At 68.0% G+C, this 24,644-nt stretch carries 21 protein-coding genes and 1 tRNA gene; 15 read left to right on the top strand and 7 right to left on the bottom strand.

Annotated features, from left to right (window positions below):
- Positions 1-21 precede the first annotated feature (21 nt).
- Entirely contained in the window at positions 22-957 is a 936-nt protein-coding gene (locus ALI44B_RS05510) for a 4-(cytidine 5'-diphospho)-2-C-methyl-D-erythritol kinase (protein ID WP_077053644.1), read from the top strand.
- Positions 958-1,114: 157 nt separating this feature from the next.
- On the opposite strand, the gene ALI44B_RS05505 is transcribed toward ALI44B_RS05510, so the two are convergent.
- Positions 1,115-2,974 (bottom strand): ABC-F family ATP-binding cassette domain-containing protein, encoded by a 1,860-nt coding sequence (locus ALI44B_RS05505; RefSeq protein WP_077053643.1) that lies wholly within the window; start codon positions 2,972-2,974, stop codon positions 1,115-1,117.
- Positions 2,975-3,231: 257 nt separating this feature from the next.
- Here ALI44B_RS05505 and ALI44B_RS05500 point away from each other — a divergent pair, with 257 nt between their 5' ends.
- The 5 genes from ALI44B_RS05500 (at position 3,232) to ALI44B_RS05480 (ending at position 7,255) form a co-directional block, all read left to right on the top strand.
- Positions 3,232-4,263, top strand: coding sequence for a MetQ/NlpA family ABC transporter substrate-binding protein (locus tag ALI44B_RS05500; protein ID WP_083709565.1), 1,032 nt, complete (start codon positions 3,232-3,234; stop codon positions 4,261-4,263).
- Positions 4,264-4,385: 122 nt separating this feature from the next.
- Positions 4,386-5,408: a methionine ABC transporter ATP-binding protein gene (locus ALI44B_RS05495; protein WP_077053642.1), complete on the top strand. Its 1,023-nt coding sequence runs from the start codon at positions 4,386-4,388 to the stop codon at positions 5,406-5,408.
- On the top strand, positions 5,405-6,079 hold the full coding sequence (locus ALI44B_RS05490) for a methionine ABC transporter permease (RefSeq protein WP_077053641.1): 675 nt from the start codon (positions 5,405-5,407) through the stop codon (positions 6,077-6,079). Before ALI44B_RS05495 ends, ALI44B_RS05490 begins: the two co-directional genes overlap by 4 nt.
- An 81-nt stretch (positions 6,080-6,160) precedes the next feature.
- Complete coding sequence (locus ALI44B_RS05485; protein ID WP_077053640.1) at positions 6,161-6,967, top strand: YqjF family protein; 807 nt, start codon at positions 6,161-6,163, stop codon at positions 6,965-6,967.
- A gap of 9 nt (positions 6,968-6,976) precedes the next feature.
- Entirely contained in the window at positions 6,977-7,255 is a 279-nt protein-coding gene (locus ALI44B_RS05480; protein ID WP_077053639.1) for a hypothetical protein, read from the top strand.
- A gap of 13 nt (positions 7,256-7,268) precedes the next feature.
- On the opposite strand, the gene ALI44B_RS16105 is transcribed toward ALI44B_RS05480, so the two are convergent.
- Positions 7,269-7,415: a hypothetical protein gene (locus tag ALI44B_RS16105; RefSeq protein WP_179100211.1), complete on the bottom strand. Its 147-nt coding sequence runs from the start codon at positions 7,413-7,415 to the stop codon at positions 7,269-7,271.
- A gap of 21 nt (positions 7,416-7,436) precedes the next feature.
- The gene (locus tag ALI44B_RS05475; RefSeq protein ID WP_077053638.1) at positions 7,437-7,943 is read right to left on the bottom strand and encodes a MarR family winged helix-turn-helix transcriptional regulator; all 507 of its coding nucleotides are present in this window, start codon (positions 7,941-7,943) and stop codon (positions 7,437-7,439) included.
- A gap of 126 nt (positions 7,944-8,069) precedes the next feature.
- Between ALI44B_RS05475 and ALI44B_RS05470 the strand changes: the two genes are divergently transcribed.
- The 4 genes from ALI44B_RS05470 (at position 8,070) to ALI44B_RS05455 (ending at position 11,688) form a co-directional block, all read left to right on the top strand.
- Positions 8,070-8,141 (top strand) — tRNA-Gln (locus ALI44B_RS05470).
- Between the two features lie 110 nt (positions 8,142-8,251).
- Positions 8,252-9,715, top strand: a complete 1,464-nt coding sequence (gene glmU / locus ALI44B_RS05465) for a bifunctional UDP-N-acetylglucosamine diphosphorylase/glucosamine-1-phosphate N-acetyltransferase GlmU (RefSeq protein WP_077053637.1) — start codon at positions 8,252-8,254, stop codon at positions 9,713-9,715.
- Positions 9,716-9,772: 57 nt separating this feature from the next.
- Positions 9,773-10,750, top strand: a complete 978-nt coding sequence (locus tag ALI44B_RS05460; protein WP_077053636.1) for a ribose-phosphate diphosphokinase — start codon at positions 9,773-9,775, stop codon at positions 10,748-10,750.
- Between the two features lie 164 nt (positions 10,751-10,914).
- Complete coding sequence (locus tag ALI44B_RS05455; protein WP_179100210.1) at positions 10,915-11,688, top strand: IclR family transcriptional regulator; 774 nt, start codon at positions 10,915-10,917, stop codon at positions 11,686-11,688.
- An 87-nt stretch (positions 11,689-11,775) separates the two neighbouring features.
- Here the strand turns inward: ALI44B_RS05455 and gnd are convergent, their stop codons facing one another.
- Positions 11,776-13,254 (bottom strand): NADP-dependent phosphogluconate dehydrogenase, encoded by a 1,479-nt coding sequence (gene gnd, locus ALI44B_RS05450; RefSeq protein ID WP_077053634.1) that lies wholly within the window; start codon positions 13,252-13,254, stop codon positions 11,776-11,778.
- A gap of 357 nt (positions 13,255-13,611) precedes the next feature.
- Here gnd and ALI44B_RS05445 point away from each other — a divergent pair, with 357 nt between their 5' ends.
- The 3 genes from ALI44B_RS05445 to mfd all read left to right on the top strand — a co-directional run bounded on the left by ALI44B_RS05445 (position 13,612) and on the right by mfd (position 18,699).
- On the top strand, positions 13,612-14,211 hold the full coding sequence (locus ALI44B_RS05445) for a 50S ribosomal protein L25/general stress protein Ctc (RefSeq protein ID WP_077053633.1): 600 nt from the start codon (positions 13,612-13,614) through the stop codon (positions 14,209-14,211).
- A 178-nt stretch (positions 14,212-14,389) separates the two neighbouring features.
- A complete protein-coding gene (gene pth, locus ALI44B_RS05440; protein ID WP_077053632.1) occupies positions 14,390-14,977 on the top strand; it encodes an aminoacyl-tRNA hydrolase in 588 nt (195 codons plus the stop codon).
- Positions 14,978-15,060: 83 nt separating this feature from the next.
- Positions 15,061-18,699 carry a transcription-repair coupling factor gene (gene mfd / locus ALI44B_RS05435; protein WP_077053631.1) on the top strand — a complete coding sequence of 1,213 codons (3,639 nt, stop codon included), beginning with the start codon at positions 15,061-15,063 and terminating at the stop codon, positions 18,697-18,699.
- Between the two features lie 29 nt (positions 18,700-18,728).
- Here mfd and ALI44B_RS05430 read toward each other — a convergent pair whose 3' ends face one another.
- Positions 18,729-19,898 carry a Na+/H+ antiporter NhaA gene (locus tag ALI44B_RS05430; RefSeq protein WP_077053630.1) on the bottom strand — a complete coding sequence of 390 codons (1,170 nt, stop codon included), beginning with the start codon at positions 19,896-19,898 and terminating at the stop codon, positions 18,729-18,731.
- Between the two features lie 147 nt (positions 19,899-20,045).
- Between ALI44B_RS05430 and ALI44B_RS16570 the strand changes: the two genes are divergently transcribed.
- On the top strand, positions 20,046-20,915 hold the full coding sequence (locus tag ALI44B_RS16570; RefSeq protein ID WP_083709563.1) for a nucleoside triphosphate pyrophosphohydrolase: 870 nt from the start codon (positions 20,046-20,048) through the stop codon (positions 20,913-20,915).
- Between the two features lie 37 nt (positions 20,916-20,952).
- Here the strand turns inward: ALI44B_RS16570 and ALI44B_RS05420 are convergent, their stop codons facing one another.
- Together ALI44B_RS05420 and ALI44B_RS05415 are read right to left on the bottom strand one after the other, a co-directional pair.
- Complete coding sequence (locus ALI44B_RS05420; RefSeq protein ID WP_238592085.1) at positions 20,953-22,113, bottom strand: ABC transporter permease; 1,161 nt, start codon at positions 22,111-22,113, stop codon at positions 20,953-20,955.
- The gene (locus ALI44B_RS05415) at positions 22,110-23,090 is read right to left on the bottom strand and encodes an ABC transporter ATP-binding protein (RefSeq protein ID WP_238592083.1); all 981 of its coding nucleotides are present in this window, start codon (positions 23,088-23,090) and stop codon (positions 22,110-22,112) included. The genes ALI44B_RS05420 and ALI44B_RS05415 overlap by 4 nt, the downstream gene beginning before the upstream one ends.
- 149 nt (positions 23,091-23,239) lie before the next feature.
- Here ALI44B_RS05415 and hisS point away from each other — a divergent pair, with 149 nt between their 5' ends.
- A complete protein-coding gene (hisS, locus tag ALI44B_RS05410; protein WP_077053628.1) occupies positions 23,240-24,541 on the top strand; it encodes a histidine--tRNA ligase in 1,302 nt (433 codons plus the stop codon).
- Positions 24,542-24,644: the final 103 nt, after the last annotated feature.

Raw genomic sequence — 24,644 nt, 5'->3', positions numbered from 1 at the left:
GCGCTGAGCTAGGTTGGTTCTATGACCCGCGAGACGCCCTCGAACACGTCACATGCCCGGGCTCCCGGCAAGATCAACGTCTTCCTGGCTGTCGGCGCTGTGATGGACGACGGCTATCACGAGGTGGCCACCGCCTATCAGGCTGTGTCGGTCTATGAAGACGTCCGCGCGGCGCATTCCGACACGTTCGAGGTGTCGTTCTCGGGTCCGATCGACACGAGCGACGTTCCGACCGACGCCTCCAACCTCGCCATCCGCGCGGCACAGCTCATCGCGCGCGACACCGGTTACCGCGGCGGCGTCAGCCTCACCATCGAGAAGAACGTGCCCGTCGCGGGCGGCATGGGTGGCGGCTCAGCGGATGCCGCAGCCACCCTGCTCGCGGTCGACGACCTCTGGCAGACCGGCCTCACCCGAGACCAGTTGCTCAGCCTCGCCGCCGAGCTGGGAGCCGACGTTCCCTTCGCGCTAACGGGTGGCACGGCCATCGGCACGGGCCGGGGCGACGAGCTCAGCCCCGCGCTCGCGACCGGGCAGTTCCAGTGGGTGCTCGCCCTCGCCGGCTTCGGCATGTCCACGCCCGCCACCTATCGTGAGCTCGACGCCCACCGCGCCCGCCACGCGCTCGACATCTCGCCGGCCGTCACCCAGCCCGTTGTCGACGCCGACGTTCTGCAGGCGCTCCGCGCGGGCGATGCGCACATGCTCGCCGCCTCGATGCACAACGATCTGCAGGCCCCCGCGCTGCATCTGCGCCCCGAGCTCTCGGGCGTCATGGAGTTGGGCGAGCAGAGCGGTGCGCTGTCGTGCATGGTGTCGGGTTCCGGCCCCACCGTGGCGTTCCTCGCCGCCGACCTCGACTCGGCGCTCGAACTTCAGATCGCCCTGAGTGCGTCGGGGATCACGGCGCTGCGCGTGACGGGCCCGGTGCACGGCGCCCGTCTTGTCAACGACTGAGCCGCTGCTCAGCTAGCGCGCTGCCTCGCGAGCTCACACGCCCGTCAGGCTCCGCGCGCCCCGACTGTGTCGCTGCGGCAACACGCAGCCCCGCCGCAAAGACCCGCACCCCGGCTCACGCGTCGCAGACTGAACGCGCAGCCCCGCCGCGACGCTCCTAACCGAGAATCTCGTTCAGTTCCAACCAACGCAGCTCCAGCTGCTCCGTCTCGGCCTGCGCGGCCTGGGCCTTCGCGTTCAGCGCCATGATGCCGTCGTAGTCGTTCTGATCGTGCGTGGCCAGCTTCTCGTGGGCATCGCTGATCTCGCCGCCCAGCTTCTGCAGCTTGCGTTCGATCGCCTGGATCTCCTTCTGCAGCTTGCGCTGCTCGGCTCCGCCGATCGACAGCCCGCCGCGCGTGGTGTTGCCACCGCCGCCACCCGAGCCCGAGCCCGAGCCTGAGCCAGATCCCGACCCAGAACCCGCGCCCGCAGCATCCGCGGGGGAGTCGCCGAGAGGCCCGGTGTGCTTCTGCTCGATCTTGCGCAGCTCGAGGTACTGCTCGATGCCGCCGGGCAGATGCCGCAGCTGCTTGCCGATCAACGCGTACTGCTGGTCGGTCACGCGCTCCATGAGGTAGCGGTCGTGCGACACGACGATGAGCGTGCCGGGCCACGAGTCCAGCAGGTCTTCCATGGCCGCGAGCATGTCGGTGTCGAGGTCGTTCGAGGGCTCGTCGAGCACGAGCACGTTGGGCTCGTCGAGCAGGATGAGCAGCAATTGCAGGCGTCGCTTCTGCCCACCCGACAGGTCTTTCACGGGCGTCGACAGCTGCGCGCTCGTGAACCCCAGACGCTCGAGCAACTGACCGGGCGTCATCTCTTTGCCGCCAGCCACATAGCTGGTGCGGTAGCGCCCGATGACGTCGCTGACGCGTTCGTGGCCGATGTCCTTCAGCTCGGACAGCTGCTGCGTGAGCGTTGCCACCTTGACGGTCTTGCCGCGCTTGACGCGCCCCGTGGTGGGCTCGAGTTCGCCCGTGATGAGCGCGAGCAGGGTCGACTTGCCGGCGCCGTTGACGCCCAGGATGCCCGTGCGCTCACCGGGTGCGATACGCCACTCGACATCCGAGAAAATGAGCTTGTCGTCGTATTTGACCGAGACGTCGAGCAGGTCGACGACGTCCTTGCCCAGGCGGGCCGAGGCCATCTGGCTGAGCTCGACCTTGTTGCGGGGCGGCGGCTCGTTCTCGATGAGCTGCGTGGCCGCCTCGATGCGGAACTTGGGCTTGGCCGTGCGGGCCGGGGCTCCGCGGCGCAGCCAGGCGAGTTCCTTGCGCATGAGGTTCTGTCGCTTCGACTCGGAGGCCGCAGCCATCCGGTCGCGTTCGACACGCTGCAGGATGTAGGCGGCATACCCACCCTCGAAGGGTTCGACGATGCCGTCGTGCACCTCCCACGTGTCGGTCGAGATCTCGTCGAGGAACCACCGGTCGTGCGTCACGGTGAGCAGCCCGCCGGATGTCGGAGACCAGCGCTTGCGCAGGTGCGCCGCCAGCCATCCGATCGCCTCGACGTCGAGGTGGTTGGTGGGCTCGTCGAGGAACAGGATGTCCCAATCGCCCACGAGCAGTTTGGCGAGGGACACGCGCCGGCGCTGACCACCAGAGAGGGAGGTCACGGGGGCGTCCCAGGCGAGGTCGGCGACGAGTCCGTCGATGACGTCGCGCACGCGGTAGTCGCCCGCCCAGACGTGTTCGTCGATGTCGCCCACGATGGCTTCGCCGACGGTTCCGACGTCGCCCAGCGTGTCGGCCTGGTCGAGCACGCCGACGGTCACGCCGCGACGCAGGGTGACGCGGCCGTCGTTGGGTTCGAGACGGCCCGCGAGCATGGCCAGGAGGCTGGATTTGCCGTCACCATTGCGCCCGACGATGCCGATGCGATCGCCCTCGTTGACTCCGAGGGTGATGTTGTCGAAGACGACGCGGGTGGGGAATTCGAGATGCAGGGACTCGGCCCCGAGAAGATGTGCCACCTGTCCAGCGTAGGCGGGGGAGCGGGGTGCCGTGAACAGCGGGGGCTCCCGGCATCCGTTTCGGCGCTTCTGTCATGAAACGAAACATGACGACACAGAGCGGAACACGAATTCGCCAACCCGACCGGGGCTTGCCATATTGGGGTCTCGGCCGCTCGACGGGGCGGCCCCACACGGCTTTCGGCCCGGGTGACCACGCACCCGAGCACCCCTCATTTTTTCCACACTTCTCCACGGCATAGAACGAAAGAGGCACCATGTCAGGCACCAACATCCCCGCCGGCGCCACCGGATCAGGCACCAGCGCAGGCACGGGCGCAGGCTCGAACAACGCGCCCCAGCTTCCCCAGCGCAAGAAGTCGAAGACCGGCTGGATCGTCGGCGGCGCCGTCGGCCTCATCGCGGTCATCGTGGCCGTCGTGCTCGTGATCGTCAACCTGCAGGCCCCGGCATCCACGGAGGCCAACGGCGCTGGTTCGGGCTCGGGTTCGTCGTCCGCCCCCACTACCGTCTCGATCGGTGTCACCGACTCGTCGCAGGACTACTGGGCCACGCTCACCAAGCTCGCCGCCAAGGAGAACATCACGCTCGAGGTGACCAACTTCAGCGACTACCAGCAGCCCAACCCGGCGCTCGTGCAGAAGCAGACCGACCTCAACTCGTTCCAGCACCTGCGCTTCCTCGCGCAGAACAACGTCGAGACCGGGGACGACCTCGTGCCCATCGCCTCGACAGTCATCGTCCCCCTCGGCCTCTACTCCAAGAAGTGGACCGACGTGAAGGACATTCCCGAGGGCGGGCAGATCGCCATCCCGAACGACCCGTCGAACCAGGCCCGCGGCCTCTTCGTGCTCGAGAAGGCCGGCCTCATCACTCTGACCGGTGACAAGGCAACCCCGACCCCCGCCGACATCGACGCCGCGAAGTCCAAGGTCACGGTCGTCACGGTGGATGCCGCGCAGACCGCCCTGTCGCTCGACTCGGTCGACGGCTCGATCATCAACAACAACTACGTCGCCGACGCCGGCCTCGACCCCAACAAGGCCATCTTCAAGGACGACCCCACAGACCCCGGTGCCACGCCCTACATCAACGTGATCGTGGCCCGCGGAGCCGACGCCGACAACCCCGCCTACCTCAAGGTGGCCGAACTCTGGCACGACAAGACGGTCACCGACCAGGTGCTGGCCGCATCGAAGGGCAGCGCCGTGCTGGTCGAGGGCTGGACCCCCGAAGAGCTGCGCGCCGAGCTGAAGAAAATCGAAGAGCAGTTGAAGGCGTCCGAATAACCATGACGTCTCGCTCGTGACCCTCGGGGTCGGGCGGTCCGCGGATGTCGCGGCCACCCGACCCCGTCGGCGCGAGCATCCGCACCATCCGCACCACACCCCGCATCAACCGAAGGACCAACATGCCCCCTCTCGTCGAACTGGAGAACGTCGTCAAGACGTACGGCCAGAAGGAGAAAACGAACGCCGTCGACGGTGTCTCGCTGGCCGTCGAAGCGGGCGAGATCTACGGCATCATCGGCCACTCGGGGGCGGGCAAGTCGACGCTCGTGCGCCTCATCAACGGGCTAGAGCGCGTCACGAGCGGGCGGGTCGTCGTCGACGGACACGAGATTTCGTCGCTCAAGGAGCGCGAGATCCGGCCCCTGCGGCTCGGTATCGGCATGATCTTCCAGCAGTTCAACCTGTTCCGGTCGCGCACCATCGCGGGCAACGTGGCCTACCCGCTGCGGGTCGCCGGCTGGTCGAAGGCCGACCGTGACAAGCGCGTCGCCGAGTTGCTCGACTTCGTCGGTCTGCTGCACCGCGCCTACGACTACCCCGAGCAGCTCTCGGGCGGCCAGAAACAGCGCGTCGGCATCGCCCGCGCCCTCGCCACGTCGCCCAAGCTGCTGCTGGCCGACGAGTCGACGTCGGCGCTCGACCCCGAGACCACGCAGGAGGTGCTGCGCCTGCTCAAGAAGGTCAACGCCGAGCTGGGCGTCACGATCATCGTCATCACACACGAGATGGATGTCGTCCGCTCCATCGCCGACCGCGTGGCCGTGCTCGCCGACGGCAAGATCGTCGAAGAGGGCAACGTGTTCGACGTCTTCTCGGACCCGCAGACCGACACGGCCAAGAAGTTCATCAGCACGGTCATCCGCAATCAGCCGGCCACCGACGACATCCAGCGTCTGCGCGGCAGTCACACGGGTCGCATCGTGAACGTCGAGGTGCACGAGTCGGCGCGCGTCGGCGAGGTTCTCTCGCATGCGCACGAACGTTACGGCGTGCGCTTCGAGATCGTCTATGGCGGCATCAGCGCCATCCAGTCGAAGTCATTCGGCTCGCTCACGGTCGAGCTCTCGGGTTCGGACGCCGACGTCGAGCGCCTCGTGACCGACCTGAGAGCCCTCACCACGGTCGAGGAGGTGGCCGCATGATCCGCACCGCCACCACCGATTGGGGTCAGCTCGGCCCGTTGCTGCTCGAGAACCTGTGGCTGACCCTCTACATGGTCGCCGTCACGTTGCTTGTGGCCGGATTCCTCGGCCTCGTCTTCGGCATCCTGCTCTATACGACCCGGCGCGGCGGCATCCTGCAGAACACGGCGGTCAACGCCATCCTCAACGTGCTCGTCAACATCGTGCGGCCCATCCCGTTCATCATCCTGATCGCGGCCCTGCAACCCGTCACGATGGCCGTCATCGGCGTGACCATCGGCACGACCGCCGCGATCTTCACCATGATCGTGGGCGCCACGTTCGGCATCGCGCGCATCGTCGAACAGAACCTCGTGTCCATCGACCCGGGAACCATCGAGGCCGCCCGTGCCGTCGGCGCGAGCCCATGGCGCATCATCACGACTTTGCTCGTTCCCGAGGCGCTCGGACCCCTCATCCTCGGCTACACGTTCGTGTTCATCGCCATCGTCGACATGTCGGCCATCGCCGGTTCGATCGGCGGCCGCGGCCTGGGTGACTTCGCCATCGTCTACGGCTACGGCCGCTTCAACTGGGAAGTCACCATCGTCGTCACGATCATCATCATCGTCATGGTGCAGCTCGTTCAGTTCTTCGGCAACTGGCTGGCGCGCAAGGCCCTGCGCCGCTGATCGACCCACCCGAGCGGATGTCGCGAGCCAAACCCCGGCCGCGGCATCCGTTTCGTCGTTCCCGAGTCCTAGGCTGAGCCCATGAGCGAACCCGCGACGGCGACCTGGCCCGACGCCCCCGAGCTTCCCGGCCGCGCCATCATCGCGCAACGCTGGAGCGACCTCACGTTCCTGCACTGGCGCGTCGACCCCGCGCAGGTTGCGCCGCTCTTGCCGCCCGGCACGCGCCCCGACGTCATCGACGGCTCGAGCTGGGTGGGCCTCATCGCCTTCCGCCTCTCGGACAGTGCCTTCTTCGGCCTGCCCCCGGTGCCCTTCTTCGGCACGTTCCCCGAGATCAACGTGCGGCTCTATTCGATCGACGACCACGGCCGCCGAGCCGTCGTCTTCGCCTCCCTCGACGCCTCGCGGCTCGTCAGCGTACTCACGGCCCGGGCCGCGTTCGGCCTGCCCTATCGCTGGGCCCGGATGTCGATGGGCCGCCGCTCCGACGACCGGGGCGAGCTCTTCGCCTACCGTTCGCGCCGCCACCTCGCCGACCGTCTCCTCGGCGACAAACGCAACCCCGGCCACGTGCCCAGCGCCTCCACCCACCTCATTGCGCGTGCCCTGCCGGGAGCCGTCACGGGCGATCCGATCGCCGAGTTCCTCACCGCGCGCTGGGCATTCCACGAGACCCACCTCGGCCGCACCTGGTTCGGGTCGAACCATCACGGCCCCTGGCCGCTCCAACGCGCCGAGCTGCTCCACCTCGACGACACGCTCCTCGAGGCCGCCGGATTCGCCGCGCTCGCCGACACCCCTCCCGACTCGGTCCTCTACTCGCCGGGAGTCAAAACGGTCTTCAGTCGCCCGACCCCGTTGTCCCCGTCTGCCCGACGCCACTAGGTTGTTCCCGTGACCACACCCCTCCAACAGCGCCGCCGCGTCGAAGCGGCGCGCGCGCGAGCCTGGTTCGCCGTCGTCCTCGGTGCGCTCTCGATCAGCATCCCGGTTCTCATGTTGATTTCGTCGGCATCATGGAAGGGCCTGTGGGGTCAACTCGGACTTGGTGTCGTTTTAGCGATCACGGGTATCGTCGCGCTGAAGAAGAACCCCAGACCGCAAGGCCCCGATCCCGCTCCGCAGCGCGCTCCGACTCCCGATAGATCCCCGGGCGAGAGCGAGAACGTCTGATGGCGCGGTCTCCCTACGCGACGGTCGTCACCGGATGAGCCTGCTTTTCGAAGTCATCGGCGAGGTCATCGGCGCTGCGTTCGACGTGATCGCGCAGTTCCTCCGCGTACGCTGGCATCAGCGCCGCCGACGGCGCGGTGGCCGAGGAGAACCGCGGCACGTGCGTCCTAGCGAGTAAAGCTCAGGGCGCCAGCTCGTCGAAGTCGCGGCTGAGGGTGCGCAGGAGCGCCGAGAGGCGGCGACGGTCGGCGGGGGAGAGGGCGCCGAGCAGCTCGGCCTCCGCGTCGACGAGACGGGTGATGGCGGCATCCACGCGGGTCAGCCCTGCCGGTGTCATGACGACCAGGATGCCGCGGCCGTCGTGCGGGTCGGTGCGGCGCTCGACGAGCCCCCGCCCCACGAGTCGGTCGATGCGATTCGTCATGGTGCCGGACGACACGAGCGTCTGCTGCAACAGGTACTTGGGTGACGCGGCGAACGGCTCGCCCGCGCGGCGCAGGGCCGCCAACACATCGAATTCGGATGCCTCGAGCTCCGACCGCGTGAACGCCGTGCGCCTCGCCCGATCCAGGTGTTTCGCCAGCCGGCCCACGCGGCTCAACACTTCGAGCGGCGAGAAGTCGAGGTCGGGGCGTTCGCGCCGCCAGTCCTCGACGATCCGGTCGACTTCGTCGTGCGGGGCATCCATTCGTCCATTATGTCGGGACGCCGGCGTGCAGCGCCCGTCTGAAGGCCGCCCGGGCGCGAACCTCCGACACTCGCGCGCACCGGGGCCGCCGCATCTGGCAGACTTGTCTGGTGCGCACGCGCACGGTCCGCCTTGGTGTAATGGCAGCACGGCAGCCTTTGGAGCTGTTAGGTCTAGGTTCGAGTCCTGGAGGCGGAGCTCGAAAATAACGCGACAGCGCATTCTCGAGAATTCTTGCGGGCACGAGTCCGGTAGCCTCGATACGGTTCAGTGGGCGTTCCAGCCCGGCCCCGACTCAAGGGAATGTGATGACGGACTCGACTCTCGCAATCATCGTTCTGGCCGCCGGCCAGGGCACGCGCATGAAATCCCGCACCCCCAAGCTCCTGCACCCGCTGGGCGGCCTGCCCGTCGTCTCGCACGTGCTGGCAACCGCCGGTGCGCTCGATGCCGCGCACGTGCTCGCCGTTGTGCGCCACGAGCGCGAGCGCCTCGTCGAGGTCATCGAGCGCGACCTGCCCGGCACGGTCATCGTCGACCAGGACGAAATCCCCGGCACGGGCCGCGCGGTCGAACTCGCGGTCGAGGCCCTTCCTGCCGACTTCGACGGCGATGTGCTCGTCATCAACGGCGACGTTCCGCTGCTCAACGCCGACACGCTCGGCAACCTGATCGAGCACCACCGCCGCCAGCCCGTTTCGGCCACCATCCTGTCGGCGATCTTGGCCGATGCCACGGGCTACGGCCGCATCATCCGCACCGCCGACGACGCCCTCGACCAGATCGTCGAGCAGAAGGACGCCACGCCCGAGCAGTTGGCCGCCACGGAGATCAACGCGGGCGTCTACCTGTTCCGTGCCCCGGCGCTGCGCGAGCAGCTCGGCAAGCTGGGCGTCGACAACGCCCAGGGCGAGAAGTACCTGACCGATGTCATCCACCTCATGCGCACCTCGGGCGACGACGTCATCGCCGTTCCCGTGTCGGATGCCTGGATCGCCGAGGGCATCAACGACCGCGTGCAGCTCTCCACCGCCACCTGGCGCCTCAACCAGATCGTTCTGCGCCGCTGGCAGCTGGCCGGCGTCACCATCCAAGACCCCTCATCCACCTGGATCGACGTGCAGGCCAAGCTTGCTCCCGACGTCACGATCCTCCCCGGCACGCAGATCCTCGGCGCGACCGTCATCGCCGAGGGCGCGATCGTGGGCCCCGACAGCACCATCCTCGACTGCGAGATCGGCGAGAACGCGACGGTCAAACGCACGGATGCCACGCTCGCCGTCATCGGCGCGGGGGCGAGTGTCGGCCCCTTCGCCTACCTGCGGCCCAACACCCGCCTCGGCGTCGACGGCAAGATCGGCACCTTCGTCGAGACCAAGAACTCGTCGATCGGCGACGGCAGCAAGGTGCCCCACCTGTCTTATGTGGGCGACGCCACGGTCGGCGAGGGCTCGAACATCGGCGCCGGCACGATCTTCGCCAACTACGACGGCGTCAACAAGCACGCCTCCGAGATCGGTTCGCACGTTCGAACGGGATCGCACAACGTCTTCGTCGCACCGATTAGAATTGGCGACGGAGCGTACACGGGCGCGGGCACGGTGGTTCGCAAGAGCGTGCCGGCCGGGTCCCTCGCCATCAACGTCGCCCCGCAGCGCAACCTCGAGGGGTGGGTTTCGACTCACCGCCCGGGCAGCGAGGCAGCACAAGCCGCCGAAGCCGCCTCTCCCCGGGAGGCTTCGGAAACCTCGGGCAACACCACCGAAGGTTAATCACAGAAATACCGCCGAGAGGCAAGATGCCGGGTCGCCCGGCAGAAAGCAGGGTTCGTGTCCGGCATCAAAATCACCGGCCAGAAACGCCTCGTCCTGATCTCGGGGCGTGCGCACCCTGAGTTGGCAGAGGAGATCGCCGCAGAGCTCGGGTCCGAGCTCGTTCCCACCGATTCGCGCACCTTCGCCAACGGCGAGATCTATGCGCGGTTCGACGAGAGCGTGCGCGGGTCGGATGCCTTCGTCATCCAGTCGCACACGGCGCCCATCAACGAGTGGCTCATGGAGCAGCTCATCATGGTCGACGCCCTGAAGCGAGCATCCGCCAAGCGCATCACCGTTGTCGCGCCGTTCTACCCCTACGCCCGTCAAGACAAGAAGGGTCGCGGCCGCGAGCCCATCTCAGCGCGCCTTGTCGCCGACCTGTTCAAGGCCGCCGGCGCCGACCGCATCATGTCGGTCGACCTGCACGCCGCACAGATCCAGGGCTTCTTCGACGGCCCCGTCGACCACCTCTTCGCCATGCCCGTGCTACTCGAGCACTTCCGCGCCAAGATGGCGACCGACACGCTCACCGTGGTGTCGCCCGATATGGGTCGTGTGCGCGTGGCCGATATCTGGAGCGACAAGCTGGGCGCGCCGCTGGCCATCATCCACAAGCGTCGCGACCCGCTGGTGCCCAACCAGGTGTCGGTGCACGAGATCGTCGGTGACGTGTCGGGCCGCGTGTGCCTGCTCGTCGACGACTTGATCGACACCGGCCGCACCATCGTGAAGGCCGCCGAAGCGCTCAAGAAGGCCGGCGCCCTGGGCGTCGTCGTCGCCGCCACGCACGCCGTGTTCAGCGACCCGGCCGTCGAGCTGCTGCAGAGCGACGCCATCGACTCGGTCGTCGTCACCGACACGCTGCCCATCCCCGAAGAGAAGCGCTTCGAGAAGCTCACGATCTTGCCGATCGCGCCTCTCGTCGCCCAGGCCATCCAGGCGGTGTTCGAAGAGGGTTCGGTCACGTCGATGTTCGACGGCGCGGCCTGATCTTCCGCTAGCTTTCCTGTCGAAGCCCCGCCCCGTTTTTCGGAGGCGGGGCTTCGTTTTTCGTTCTCCACAGGGCCGATTTCGGCGATCGTTCCACAGGTCGAACAGCGCTCTTGCTTTGCGGGGGTTCTTGAGGTTTATTTGCATCACAGGAGGTGATGCACGTGCTGACCAACGAGAAAACCCGGGTGGCTCCCGTGCCCGCCATCCACCGCATGGTGCTCATGCTCGAGGCCATCGACGGGCTCGGCGGAGTGGCCACGGTCACGCAGCTCGCCGACGCAACCGACCTGGCCAAGTCATCCGTCAGCAACCTGCTCACGTCGCTCTCGAGCGCGGGCCTCGTGCGCCGCACCCACGCCGGCTGGGCACTCGGGCTGCGGCTCATCGAGCTCGGGCATTCCAGCCTCGACCGGCTCACCGTGGTGAGCCATTTCCAACCCATCGTGAGATCGACCACTCCGCTGCGGCACGAATACGTTCGCTTGGCGGCTCTCGACGGCGCGGATGTCCTCTACCTCGCCGAGCGCCGCGGCTCCGAGGTCGTGCGGGTCAGCGCCGCGGTCGGTGAGCGCACGTCGGCCTACTCGACGGCCGTGGGCAAGGCCATGCTGGCGGGGCTGCCGAGCAACGTCCTGGACGATCGGTTGGCGGCGGCCGAGGCGCGAGGCGGTTTGCCGCTGCGCACCAACCGGTCGCACGCCACGATCGAGGCGCTCGTCGACGACCTTCGGGCCACGGCCCAGCGCGGCTTCGCCATCGACCTCGAGGAGAGCGTCGTCGGGGTCGCGTGCCTCGCCGTGCGCGTGCCCGGGGGAGCGAGCCCCTGCGCCGTTGGCGTCACGCTGCCGTCGCGAAGGGCGACGAACGACGTCGTGCACGGCCTCGTCACGGCGCTCGAGGCGGTCGCGTCGCGCCTCGCCGTGCACGCTCAGTGATCGGGCGTCCCGCCGCCTCCTGAAAAGCGCGAAAGCGCCGACCCCGAAGGACCGGCGCTTTCGCGGCAGACGAGCTGCGTCGACGAGCTAGTGCGTGTCGACCGCTTCGATCTCGCTGCGGTCGCCCGACCACAGCGTGTGGAACGTGCCCTCGGCGTCGACGCGCTTGTAGGTGTGCGCTCCGAAGAAGTCACGCTGACCCTGCACGAGCGAGGCGGGCAGGCGCTCGGCGCGTAGCCCGTCGTAGTACGACAGCGACGACGAGAACGCGGGCGCGGGGATGCCGGCACCGGCGGCGCCGGCGACGACGCGGCGCCAGGACTCCTGTGCGCGCACGAGCGCCTCGGTGAAGTACGGAGCCGTGAGCAGGGCCTCGAGGGCGGGCTGCTCGTCGTAGGCATCGGCGATGCGGTTGAGGAACTGCGCGCGGATGATGCATCCGCCCCGCCAGATCTTCGAGATGGCACCCTTGTCGATGTTCCAGTCGTACTTCTCGGCGCCCGCGTTGATGGCGTCGAAGCCCTGCGAGTAGGCGACGATCTTCGAGGCGTAGAGCGCCAGGCGCACATCCTCGATGAAGCCCTTCTTGTCGTCCTCCGAGACCGTCCAGGGGTTGGACGGGCCGGGCAGGTTGGTCGACACGTCGCGCTGTTCGCGGTGCGACGACAGGCTGCGCGCGAAGACGGCTTCGGCGATGCCCGAGACGGGAACGCCCAGGTCGAGCGCGTTCTGAACCGTCCAGACGCCCGTGCCCTTCGAGCCGGCCTCGTCGACGATGATGTCGACGATGGGCTTGCCCGTCGTGGCGTCGGTCTGGCGCAGCACCTCGGCCGTGATCTCGATGAGGTAGGACTCGAGTTCGCCCTGGTTCCACTCGGTGAACACATCGGCGATCTCGGCCGGCTCGAGCCCGCCCACCTTGCGCAGCAGGTCGTAGGCCTCGGCGATGAGCTGCATGTCGGCGTATTCGATGCCGTTGTGGATCATCTTGACGAAGTGGCCGGCGCCGTCGGTGCCCACGTGGGTGACGCAGGGCTCGCCCTCGGCGACAGCGGCGATCGACGACAGGATGGGGCCGAGGGTCTCGTAGGACTCGGCCGAGCCGCCGGGCATGATGCTCGGGCCCTTGAGGGCGCCCTCTTCGCCGCCCGAGATGCCGGCGCCCACGAAGTGGATGCCCGTCTCCTTGACGGCCTTCTCGCGGCGGATGGTGTCGGTGAAGAGCGCGTTGCCGCCGTCGACGATGATGTCACCGGGCTCGAAGACCTTGGTGAGCTGGTCGATGACGGCGTCGGTGCCCGCGCCCGCCTTGACCATGATGATGGCCGTGCGGGGAGTCTGCAGGCTCTTCGCGAAGTCTTCGATCGTCTCAGAGGCGACGAAGTTGGCCTCGGGGTGCTCGGAGGTCAGCGTGTGGGTCTTCTCGGCCGACCGGTTGTACACGGCGACCGTGTTGCCTTCGCGGCTGGCGAGGTTGCGGGCCAGGTTGCTGCCCATGACGGCGAGACCGATGACGCCGATGTTGGCCTGTGCGGTGGTGTCGCCTGTTGCGGTGGAATCCGCCATTGAACTTCTCCTCTAAATAGGATGCGAACGCCAAGGTTCGCGGGTGTGGAGCGCTCCGATCAACGCTAGCAAAGCGCGCCTCGGGCGGCCGGAATATGTAGCGGTGGCTCAGGGTGCTGGGCCGGGGGTGCCCGCGTACGGTAGAGTAGGCACCTGAACTTCGGCGAGGGATGCTCCGGCATCCGTGATCGACGCGGTGGGCAAGCGTTCCAGAGCTTTTCCTCACGCTGACATGCGTTCGAGTTGAAAACCACAGATCTGTCGTCGGCCCACCGGGCGGGCGGCTCCACGCTGCAACGGTGTGCTCCGGCATCCGTTGGGCACACGATCGGGGCCACGAGCCCCGGAGGAGAAATCATGGCTGACGAAAACAAGGTCGTCGCAGAACTGCGCGAATCCTTCGGCAAGGGCGCTGCCCGCAAGCTGCGCGCGCTGGGCAAGATCCCCGCCGTCATCTACGGCCACGGTGGCGAGCCGCAGCACGTGTCGCTGCCCGGCCACCAGGTCGCGCTCATCATCCGTAAGTCGAACGCCGTTCTGGCCCTCGACATCGACGGCACCACGCAGCTCACGCTGGTGAAAGACGTTCAGAAGGACCCGGTTCGCCAGGTCATCGAGCACCTCGACCTCATCGTCGTCCGCCAGGGCGAAAAGGTCGAGGTCGAGGTTCCGATCCGCGTCGAGGGCGAGTCCTACCCCGGCACGATCGCGTCGCTCGAGACCACCACGCTGCTCGTGAGCGTCGAGGCCACCCACATCCCCGAGGGCTTCGAGCTCTCGGTCGAGGGCCTCGAAGAGGGCCAGCACGTCTTCGCGAAGGACGTTCCGCTGCCCGCCGGTGCCACGCTCATCAGCGACCCCGAGCTGCTCGTCGTCGGCATCATGGTGCCGGCCGCCACGCTGGCCGAGGGTGAAGAGGGCGAAGGCTCCGAGTCCACCGAGGCTGCTGCCGAATAAGCACGTTTCACGGCCGCCACAGCTTCACGGCGGCTCGCGCAACAGCGCACACACGAAGGGGCGGATGCTCGAGCATCCGCCCCTTCGTCGCACCCGCTAGCATCGTGGGGTGGTTGATTTCGCGGGTGTCGGCAGATGGTTGCGCGGAGAACGTCGAGCGCCCGAGCGGGAGGAACCCATGGCCGAGAACACCTGGATCGTCGTCGGATTGGGCAACCCGGGCGCGCAATACGCGGGCAACCGCCACAACGTCGGGCAGATGGTGCTCGACGAGCTGGCCGAGCGGCTGTCGGCCCGTTTCGGCGCGCACAAGAGCAACAACCGGGTCGCCGAGGGGCGGCTGGGGTTCGGCGGGCCGAAGCTCGTGCTCGGCAAACCGAACTCGTTCATGAACCTGTCGGGCGGGCCGACGGCGGCGCTGCTCAAGTTCTACTCGGTGCAGCCCGACCACCTCATCGTGGTGCACGACGAGCTGGACATCCCGTTCGACGAGATCCGATTGAAGTCGGGCGGTGGTCACGGCGGGCACAACGGCATCCGTGACATCTTGGCCGCCACGGGCGGTGCCGACTTCACGCGCGTGCGGGTGGGCATCGGGCGTCCCCCCGGCCGTCAGCCGGCCGCCGACTTCGTGTTGAAGGATTTCTCGGGCACCGAGAAGCAGACGCTGCCGAACCTCATCGCCGATGGCGCGGATGCCGTCGAGGCCATCATCACCGACGGGCTCGCGTCGGCGCAGCAGAAGTTTCACAGCCCCAAGGTCTGAGCGGTTGGCCTGACCAGCCAGGCCGCCATCCGCCTGACGCGAACTCCGGCCCGAGTGTCGGTGGTCGGCCGTAGACTTGCCGAGTGACTTTGCAGGGCATTACTCGAGCGCTTTCGCGCGCCTCCACGTTCGACGACGCCCTGGCGCATGCCAACCGTGACACCGATTTCTCGGTGGTCGACGGTCTGCGCGTGCCCCTCCTGGCGGGCTTGCTCGAGCAGCGTCAGCAGGCGGGCCTTCCCGCCGCGGCGCTCGTCATCGCGCCGACGGGCCGCGACACCGAGGGGCTGCGCGGCGCGCTGCAGAGCATCCAGCCCGGCACCCAGGTGGTCGAGTTCCCGTCGTGGGAGACCCTGCCGCACGAGCGCCTGAGCCCGAGCGCCGAGATCGTCGGCAAGCGCATCCAGGCGCTGCGGCGCATGAAGGAGTGGTCGGGAGAAACGCCGCTCGTCGTGGTCGCCTCGGTGCGCGCGGCGCTGCAGCCGCTCGCCGACAACCTCACCGACTTCGATCCGATCACGCTGAAGACCGGTGGCCGGGGCAACGACCTGGGGCAGCTCACCCTGCGCCTCGTCGACCTCGCCTACACGCGCGTCGACATGGTGTCGCGCCGCGGCGAATTCGCGGTGCGCGGCGGCATCCTCGATGTGTTCCCGCCCGTGGCAGAGCACCCCTATCGCATCGACTTCTTCGGCGACGAGGTCGAGCAGATCCGCAAATTCTCGGTCGCCGACCAGCGCTCGCTGCCCGAAGACGTGGGCTCGGTCGAGCTGCCGCCCAGCCGCGAGATGCTGCTCAGCGAGTCGGTGCGCCAGCGTGCGCGAGAGATGCAGCACGAGTTCCCGAGCCTGTCGAGCATGCTCGAGAAGATCGGCGAGGGCATCCCCGTCGAGGGCATGGAATCGCTGGCGCCCGCGCTGCTCGACCGCCTCGTCACCATCGCGCACTACCTGCCCGAGGGGGCGGCCGTCGCCGTCATGGCGCCCGAGCGGGTGGCCACGCGCGCCATCAGCCTCGCCGAGACCAACCGAGAGTTCCTCGCTGCCGCGTGGAGCGCCGCCACGGTGGGCGCCAACGCTCCCATCGACCTGGCGTCGGGTGAATTCATCCCGCTCGGCGAGCTGCGCGATGCCGTGCACGACGCCGAGAAGCGCGACCGCGAAGCATCCGGGTCGAAGAGTCGCCACCCGTGGTGGACCTTCAGCCCGTTCCAGCAGGGCCCCGCCGATGTGTTGCCCGAAGAGCTCGAGATGGATGAGCTGCTGGCCGTGCGCATCGACGCCGAGGCCGTGCCGAGCTTCCAGGGCAACGTCGAGGGTGCCATCGAGCACGTGAAGACGCGCCTGGCCGAGGGTTGGACCGTGGCCGTGACGGCACGCGGCACCGGCCTGGTCGAGCGCGCCGCCGACGTCCTGGCCGAGCGCGAGGTTGCTGCCCGCCCCGTCGACGAACTGCCCGCCGAGCCCGAGACCGGCATCGCCTACCTGCTGCAGGCCGACGCCGAGCACGGTTTCGAAGTGCCCGAGATCAAGTTCGCGGTCGTCAGCGAGACCGAGTTCTACGGCCGCACGGCGGGCTACGACTCGCGCGTCGTCAAGAAGCTGGCTTCGCGGCGCAAGAACGTCGTCGACCCGATGCAGCTCAAAGCCGGCGACTACGTCGTGCACCAGACGCACGGCATCGGCAAGTTCCTCGAGTTGTCTCAACGCCAGGTGTCGTCGGGCGGCCGCAACGCCGTCAAGACCATGCGCGAGTATCTCGTGCTCGAATACGCGCCCTCGAAGCGCGGATATCCGGGCGACAAGCTGCTCGTGCCCACCGACCAGCTCGATCTGCTCACGCGTTACGTGGGCGGCGAGGCCCCCCAGCTCAGCAAGATGGGCGGTTCGGACTGGTCTCAGGCCAAGGGCAAGGCGCGTCGTGCCGTGCGCGATATCGCCGTCGAGCTCGTGAAGCTCTACTCGGCGCGCATGGCGAGCAAGGGTCACTCCTTCCCGCCCGACACCCCGTGGCAGCGCGAGCTCGAAGAGGCCTTCCCGTTTGCCGAGACGCCCGACCAGCTGACCACGATCGACGAGGTCAAGGCCGACATGGAGCGGCCCATTCCCATGGACCGCCTGCTCTCGGGCGACGTCGGCTTCGGCAAGACCGAGGTGGCCGTGCGCGCCGCGTTCAAGGCCATCCAGGATGGCAAGCAGGTCGCCATGCTCGTGCCGACCACGCTGCTCGTCAAGCAGCACTTCGAGACCTTCCAGGAGCGTTTCGCCGGTTTCCCCGTGCACCTGCGCGCCCTCAGCCGGTTCCAGACCGACAAAGAGGCCCGCGAGACGCTGGCCGGCATCACGCGCGGCGAGGTCGACATGGTGATTGGCACGCACCGCCTCCTCACCGACAACGTGATCTTCAAAGACCTGGGCCTCGTCATCATCGACGAGGAGCAGCGTTTCGGCGTCGAGCACAAAGACAAGCTCAAGAAGCTGAAGACCAACGTCGACATCCTCGCCATGAGCGCGACGCCCATTCCGCGCACGCTCGAGATGGCCGTCACGGGCATCCGCGAGATGTCCACGCTCGCCACCCCGCCCGAAGAGCGGCACCCCATTCTGAGCTTCGTCGGGCCCTATAACGACAAACAGGTGGCCGCGGCCATCCGGCGCGAGCTGCTGCGCGAAGGTCAGGTGTTCTTCGTGCACAACCGGGTGTCGTCGATCAACCGCATCGCGGCGCAGATCGCCGAACTGGTGCCCGAGGCGCGCATCGCCATCGCTCACGGTCAGCTCGGTGAGGCCGCGCTCGAGCAGGTCGTCGTCGACTTCTGGGAGCGCAAGTTCGATGTGCTCGTCTGCACGACCATCATCGAGACGGGCCTCGATATCTCGAACGCCAACACCATCATCATCGACCGCGCCGACAAGTATGGCCTGAGCCAGTTGCACCAGCTGCGCGGTCGTGTCGGCCGTGGTCGCGAGCGTGCCTACGCCTACTTCCTCTACGACGAGAACAAGCCTCTCTCCGAGACCGCGCACGACCGTTTGTCGACCATCGCGGCCAACAACGAGCTCGGCAGCGGCATGCAGGTGGCGCTGAAGGACCTCGAGATCCGTGGTGCCGGAAACCTCTTGGGCGGCGAACAGGCCGGCCACATCGCGGGCGTCGGGTTCGACCTCTACCTGCGCATGATCGGTGAGGCCGTCTCCACCTTCCGCGGCGACGTGGCCGAGGGGCAGACCGAGCTGCGTCTCGAGTTGCCCGTCGACGCCCATATCCCCGAAGACTATGTCGACAGCGAGCGCCTGCGGCTCGAGGCCTATCAGAAGCTCTCGGCGGCCTCAGGTCCGGCCGCGAAGGACGACCAGATCCAGCTCGTCATCGAAGAGCTCACCGACCGTTACGGCGAGCCGCCCCTCGCGGTGCAGAACCTGATCAAGGTGTCGCGTCTGCGTCAGCGCGCGCAACGGGCCGGGCTCAGCGATCTCGTCGCCATGGGGTCGAACGTGCGCGTGGCGCCCGCCGATCTGCCCGACTCGATCCAGGCACGCCTGCGTCGCATGTACCCGGGCGCGAAGTACCTCGCCCAGGCGAACGCGCTCGTCGTGCCGATGCCGCGCGTCGGCGATCAGCCGTTGCCCGACGCCGACCTGATCGACTGGGTGACGCAATTCCTGGGCGCCATCTTCCCCGACAGCAAGGAAACCGAGGCCGCCACTCAGAACGCGGGCTGACGCGCCGGGGGAGCCCCTCCCGGCGCCGGCTAGCGAGCGTGGATGAGCGCCGAGGCGGCCTTCTGGCGACGGTGCTGCCGCGAGAGCAGGCTCACGAAGATCGCGGACAACAGGATCGAGATCGTCGAGCCGAGCAATACGGCGAGCGTGCCCTCATCCGCGACCTCGGGCTGGCTCGCAAAGGCGAGCTCGTTCATCAGCAGCGACACGGTGAAGCCGATGCCCCCGAGCGACCCGGCGGCCAGAAGCGACAGCGGCGTCAGGTGCGGGCGCTGGCCCTTCGGCCCGAAGAAACTCGCGATCCATCCGCCCAGGCCGATACCGATCATTTTGCCGACCGGCAGGGCGATGAGGATGGCCCAGAATGGCGCGGCGAGCTCGGAAACGCCCACCTGCGGGATCGCGACGAGAGCGGCAGAGAAGGCGAAGATCGGCAGCACGAAACCGTTGGTGACGGGCTCGAGCGCGTGCCGGGTGCGCATGGCCGGTTTCAGCGCCATGGCCAGACCGAGCGCCACGCCCGCGATGGTCGCGTGCACCCCAGAGAGCAACACGACGCTCCAGGTCAGCACGCCGACGACCAGCATGGCGGCCATGACGAACGGGCGCGCGCGGGTGTGCAGCTGGCGGCTCAGCACTCCGAAGAGCACGACGCCGACGACGGCCGCGGCCAGCAGAAGCAGGTTCGGCGATTCGGTGAAGAACACGGCGATGATGACGATGGCGATGATGTCGTCGAGGATCGCCAAGGCCAAGAGGAAGATGCGCAAGCGCCCGGGCAGGCTGCGGCCGAACACGGCGAGCACCCCGAGGGCGAAGGCGATATCGGTGGCGGTGGGGATGGGCCATCCACCCTCGTAGCCCGAACCCGCCGTGACGATGAGATAGATGATGCTCGGCACGATGACGCCGCCGAGGGCCGCGATGGCAGGGCGGATGGCTTTCGCCACCGTGTTGAGCTCGCCCGCCACGAGCTCGTGCTTCAGCTCGATAGCCGCGACGAAGAAGAAGACCGCGAGCAGGCCGTCGCTGATCCAGTGCCCCACCGAGAGGTCGAGCGGCGTGCCGGGTATCGCGAGATGGGCGTCTTGCAGACCCATGAGCGCGGGGCCGATGGCGGTGTTGGCCAGGATGAGGCCCAGCGCGGCGGCGGCGAGGAGGAAGAATGCGGCGTAGCGCTCGGAACGAATGATGCTCATGTTTCTCCGATTTCCCGGAAGACGGGTTCGACGACGGACAGAAGGAGACGCGCTCCTGCCGACCAGACTTCCCGGCACACCAGCCCCCAGCCTATCGCGTGGCTAGGCTGGATGCCGGAGAGCCCCCGTCCCTATTCGAGGAGAACCATGGCATCCCAACCCGCCGGCAACACCCCGATGGAGCGTCTCGTCGACGCAATGAGCCAGATCCGCGACCGCTGCGTGTGGACGCAGGCCATCGACCACGACGCCCTCGTGCCGTACCTCATCGAGGAGAGCTTCGAACTGGTCGAGGCGATCGAGACCGGCACGCGAACAGAGCTCATCGAGGAGCTGGGGGACGTGCTGTGGCAGGTGCTCTTCCACGCCGAAATCGCGTCGCGAGCGGGAACCGAACCGTTCGACCTGAATGACGTGGCGCAGGCCGCCCTCGACAAGATGGTGCCGCGGCATCCGCACGTCTTCGGGGACGACGTCGCCACGACGCCCGAAGAGGTCATGACGTTGTGGTTCCGCGCGAAGGCCGCCGAGAAGTCCACGCGCACGAGTGTGCTCGACGGGATCCCGCGGGGGATGCCGGCGCTCGCGCTCGCCGACAAGGTCCTGTCGCGCGCAGGCAAGGTCGGGGTCACGGTCGACGGAGCGCACCCGGAGCGCGGGCGGGTGGGGGACGCGCATCGTGAGTCGAGCGGGGACGCAGACGTGGACCTGACGGTGGACGCGCACCGTGAGCCGAGCGGGGACGCAGACGTGGGCCCGACCGCGGAGGCCGACCCCGACGTGAACGCGGACGCAGACCCCGGCTCGAACGCGGACGCAGAACCAGACTCGAACACGGGCGCCGACCCGGACTCGAACGCGGACGCGGACGCCGAACTCGAACTCGGCCGTCGCCTCCTCGCGGAAGTTCAGGAAGCGCGGGGCGCAGGTCTCGATGCGGAACGCGCGTTGCGCCGGGCCATCCGTGAACTCGAAGGCGACGTGCGCACGGCAGAAAGCGTGTCCGTAGCTTCGTAGCTTCGTAGCTTCGTCGCCTCGCAGCCCCTTCGGCCGGCTAGGCGATCCGGCTGCCGCGGGGGAGACGGTGCGCGGGCGTGCGCGTGCGTGCGATGCCCCAGACCAGAAGTCCGGCACCGAGCAGGATGTGCAGGCCCAACCCGACGAACCACGACGGAACGGTCCTCTCGAAAATCTCTTCAGGAGTGGGATTGTCGTCCGCGTAGCCTTCGCTGCCCGGGCTGGCACAGTCGTTGACGACGACCTCCCGCTCGGGCGGAATCTGCGCCGAACGAACCCCGGACGCGAAACCGGAGAACAGGTCGCGCGCCTGACCGTTGGCATCGAAGTCCCCGGCGGAGGCGTCCGCGAGCACGACGTACGGGTTCGCGGCCAACACACCCCAGAAGAGGTCGAAACGAGGCATGTCGTAGGTCGATGTCACGGGCGGCAGGCAGACGGAGTTGATGATGTCTCCCGTCTCGGGGTCGACATTCTCCTCGCTGTAGTCGAGCGAGATGTAGGTCTGCGTGACCGGGGTGCGTGCGACGACGCCGCCGAGCGCGAAGGCGATCGGGGTGCCGATGGAGAGGGCCGCGATCACCAGATAGGTCACGGTCACCGAGAACAGGGGCCGGGTCAGGATGGCGGATAACCCCACGCCGACGGCAGCCACAACGGCCAGCTCGACGGCGAGCACGACCAGCGAGACAACGATGGTGCGGGCCGACATGTCTCCCGACGCGAAGGCGACGAGGAGGAACGGGATCGAGACTACGAGGAACGCCATGGCGGTGATCCACGCGGCCACGAACTTGCCGATGATGATCTGGCCTGCGCCGACGAGGGTGACCTGCGTGGTGGCGAGCGTGCCGGCATCCCGATCGCCGTTGACGGCGTTGCCCGACAGTGCCGGGACGATGAGCGTGCCGAGCAGGAGGACGAAGTAGATGATCGCCGAGTAGTAGGAGCCGCCGCCCCCGAAGGCGTCGTCGCTGCCGCCCAGGATGCCGAGCGGCACGCTGACGAGCAACATGAGCACGACGAAGAGGCCCAGCAAGACATAGAAGGAGACGCCCCGCACGCGCTGGCGCAGTTCGAGACCGATGATCACGCCGACGCCGCCAAACCAGCTGAGCCCGCGGGCACGAGGCGCGTCGGGGCCGGGCGGGGGAGTGTGCGGCACGAAGCGGCCGGGTTGCGGTTCGGTGGCGGTCATCGTCGGCCTCCACGGTCGGTGATATCGAGGAATGTGTGTTCCAGTTCGCCGACGGCGGGGGCGAATGCGCTGATCGAGACACCGCGGCCAACGAGGTCGGTGAGCAGGCGCGCGGCCTGTTCGTCGCCGCCGACCTTCACGAGCGTGCCAAGGTTGTCGGCAGAGATATGGGATGCCGGCAGCCCGAGCGCGAGCAGCGCGTGCCCGAGCGGCGTGCCGGCCGAGGTCGCCCGGATGCGCCAGTCGCGCAGACCGGACCGTGCCTGAGCCACGCGCTCGGCGCTGACCGTGGCGCCCTGTTCGATGTAGACGGCGGCATCGGCCATCTCGTCGAGTTCGGCGAGCACATGCGACGACACCAGCACGGTCTTGCCCTGGCCGGCGAATTGGCGCACGAGTTCGCGCAGGGACGCCCGGGCGCCCGGATCGAGACCCGAGGCGGGCTCGTCGAGCACGAGCACCGAAGGGTCATGCACGATGGCGCGCGCGAGTGACAGTCTTTGCTTCTGCCCGCGCGAGAGTGAGCGGCTGGCCTGATCGGCGAGGGGAACCAGGTCGACGATGTGCAGCAGTTCTTCGGTGCGGCCGGATGCTTCGTCCCGAGGCATCCCGTAGAGCGCGGCCGTCGTCGTCAACGCCTGGCGCACGGTGAGCGCACCCCAGGAGCCGAGCGCGTCGGGCATCCACCCGAGTCGCCGGCGCACCTCGCGGGGTTGCGCCACCGGGTCGAAACCGGCCACCCGGATGCTGCCCTGTTGTGGGGCGAGCAGGCTCGCGAGCATGAGCATGAGGGTCGTCTTGCCCGAGCCGTTCGGCCCGATGAGCGCCGTCACCGAACCGGGATGCGCCTCGAAGCTCGCGTCGCGCACGGCATGCACCGCGCCGAACGATCGCTTCACGTCACTCACGATGATGCCCCCGTGCGGTGACGTTCCGTCGGATGTCGGGCCACGCCCGGTATCGACTTCGATGCTCACTCTTCCCCCTGCCGTCATCGGTCAGGCCGAGCATAGCCGCTGCGTGTGACAGGGCCGTGACGGCTCTCCACAGGCGCCGAACCCCGTTCTTCTCCACAGCGGGCGAGCGGATGCGGAGGCCACACGCGCCCCGTGGAAGAATCGTCTGCATGGCAACATCCGTGAACCCGCCGCGCGGCATGCGCGATTTCCTCCCCGCCGAGAAGGCCCGTCGTGAGCACGCGCTCGGCGTCATCCGTTCGGTCTATTCGGCCCACGGTTTCGACGAGATCGAGACCCCCGTCGTCGAGGATTTCGAGCGGCTGCATTCGGGTCTGGGCGGGGATAACGAGAAGCTCGCCTTCTCGGTGCTGAAGCGCGGGCTCGATGCCACTGCTCTCGCCCACGCGGCTGATTCGGGCGATCAGTCCGGGCTCACCGACCTCGGGCTGCGGTTCGACCTCACGGTGCCGCTCGCTCGTTTCTATGCCACGCACCGCGCCGAGCTGCCGCCGGTCTTCCGGTCCATTCAGATCGCACCGGTCTGGCGTGCCGAGCGCCCGCAGAAGGGCCGATACCGCCAGTTCGTGCAATGCGATATCGACATCATCGGCGAGGCGGGCCCGCTGGCCGAGGTCGAGTTGATCACCGCGACCGCCGCCGCCCTGCGCACGCTCGGCCTCTCGGGCACGCGCGTGCGCATCAACGACCGGCGCGTGCTGCTCGGCCTGCTCGAGTCGTTCGGGTTCGCGGCCGGCGAGCACGCCCAGGTGCTCATCACCATCGACAAGCTCGACAAGATCGGCGCAGAGGGTGTGGTAGCCGAGTTGCGCGAGCGCAGCGCGTCGCCCGAGGCCGTCGAGGCGTTCGGCGCCTACCTCACGGCGCGGGTCGGTGACGGTGTCGACGACACCATCCACCCCTTCGGGCTCGAGTCGATCCAGCGCCAAGTCCCATCGGGTGTCGCGCCAGAGGCGCTGCAGTCGCTTGCCGACATCGGTGCCGCTGTGCAGCAGGCCGACGCGGCGGCCGTCCTCGTCTTCGATCCGTTCCTCGTGCGGGGCATGGGCTACTACACGGGCACGATCTTCGAGATCGAGCACCCCGACTTCGGCTATTCGCTCGGCGGCGGCGGGCGCTACGACGGCATGATCGGCCGCTTCCTCGGCCAAGACGTGCCGGCCGCCGGCTTCTCCATCGGCTTCGAGCGCATCGTCGACCTCGTCGAGGTCGATGCGTCGGGTGCCGCCGACCAGGTCGTCCTCGTGCACGACGCCGACGCGCAGCCCGCGCAGTTGGCACTGCTCAAGACCGCGCTCGTGGCGGCGGGCAAACGCGTGCGCCTCGAGCGCCGCACGAAGAACCTGAAGGCCACGCTCGACCGCGTCGAGGCGGCCGGCTTCGGGGCTTTCGCGTTCGTCGGCCGAGACACGTCCACGATCGAGCAACTCGAGTTCAAACCCCTCGGCTGACGCTCGCGGCGGCCCGCAGATCGTTCTGCACAGGTCGTCCAGCTGAACATTCATCAACAGGTCGACACACACGGATGCCCTCACACCCCGTGTCGCTAGACTG

The organism is Leifsonia sp. ALI-44-B, from assembly GCF_001984125.1.
GTDB lineage: Bacteria > Actinomycetota > Actinomycetes > Actinomycetales > Microbacteriaceae > Okibacterium.
This window is presented reverse-complemented; position numbering and strand designations above follow the sequence as displayed.

Bases quoted from the DNA above. Each gene is read 5' to 3' on its own strand.
- glmU (WP_077053637.1), top strand. From the start codon at position 8,252: ATGACGGACTCGACTCTCGCAATCATCGTTCTGGCCGCCGGCCAGGGC.
- ALI44B_RS05475 (WP_077053638.1), bottom strand. From the start codon at position 7,943: ATGGATGCCCCGCACGACGAAGTCGACCGGATCGTCGAGGACTGGCGG.
- ALI44B_RS05445 (WP_077053633.1), top strand. From the start codon at position 13,612: ATGGCTGACGAAAACAAGGTCGTCGCAGAACTGCGCGAATCCTTCGGC.
- ALI44B_RS05485 (WP_077053640.1), top strand. From the start codon at position 6,161: ATGAGCGAACCCGCGACGGCGACCTGGCCCGACGCCCCCGAGCTTCCC.
- ALI44B_RS05490 (WP_077053641.1), top strand. From the start codon at position 5,405: ATGATCCGCACCGCCACCACCGATTGGGGTCAGCTCGGCCCGTTGCTG.
- ALI44B_RS05495 (WP_077053642.1), top strand. From the start codon at position 4,386: ATGCCCCCTCTCGTCGAACTGGAGAACGTCGTCAAGACGTACGGCCAG.
- ALI44B_RS05500 (WP_083709565.1), top strand. From the start codon at position 3,232: ATGTCAGGCACCAACATCCCCGCCGGCGCCACCGGATCAGGCACCAGC.
- ALI44B_RS05510 (WP_077053644.1), top strand. From the start codon at position 22: ATGACCCGCGAGACGCCCTCGAACACGTCACATGCCCGGGCTCCCGGC.
- ALI44B_RS05420 (WP_238592085.1), bottom strand. From the start codon at position 22,113: ATGACCGCCACCGAACCGCAACCCGGCCGCTTCGTGCCGCACACTCCC.
- ALI44B_RS05430 (WP_077053630.1), bottom strand. From the start codon at position 19,898: ATGAGCATCATTCGTTCCGAGCGCTACGCCGCATTCTTCCTCCTCGCC.
- gnd (WP_077053634.1), bottom strand. From the start codon at position 13,254: ATGGCGGATTCCACCGCAACAGGCGACACCACCGCACAGGCCAACATC.
- hisS (WP_077053628.1), top strand. From the start codon at position 23,240: ATGGCAACATCCGTGAACCCGCCGCGCGGCATGCGCGATTTCCTCCCC.
- pth (WP_077053632.1), top strand. From the start codon at position 14,390: ATGGCCGAGAACACCTGGATCGTCGTCGGATTGGGCAACCCGGGCGCG.
- ALI44B_RS16570 (WP_083709563.1), top strand. From the start codon at position 20,046: ATGGCATCCCAACCCGCCGGCAACACCCCGATGGAGCGTCTCGTCGAC.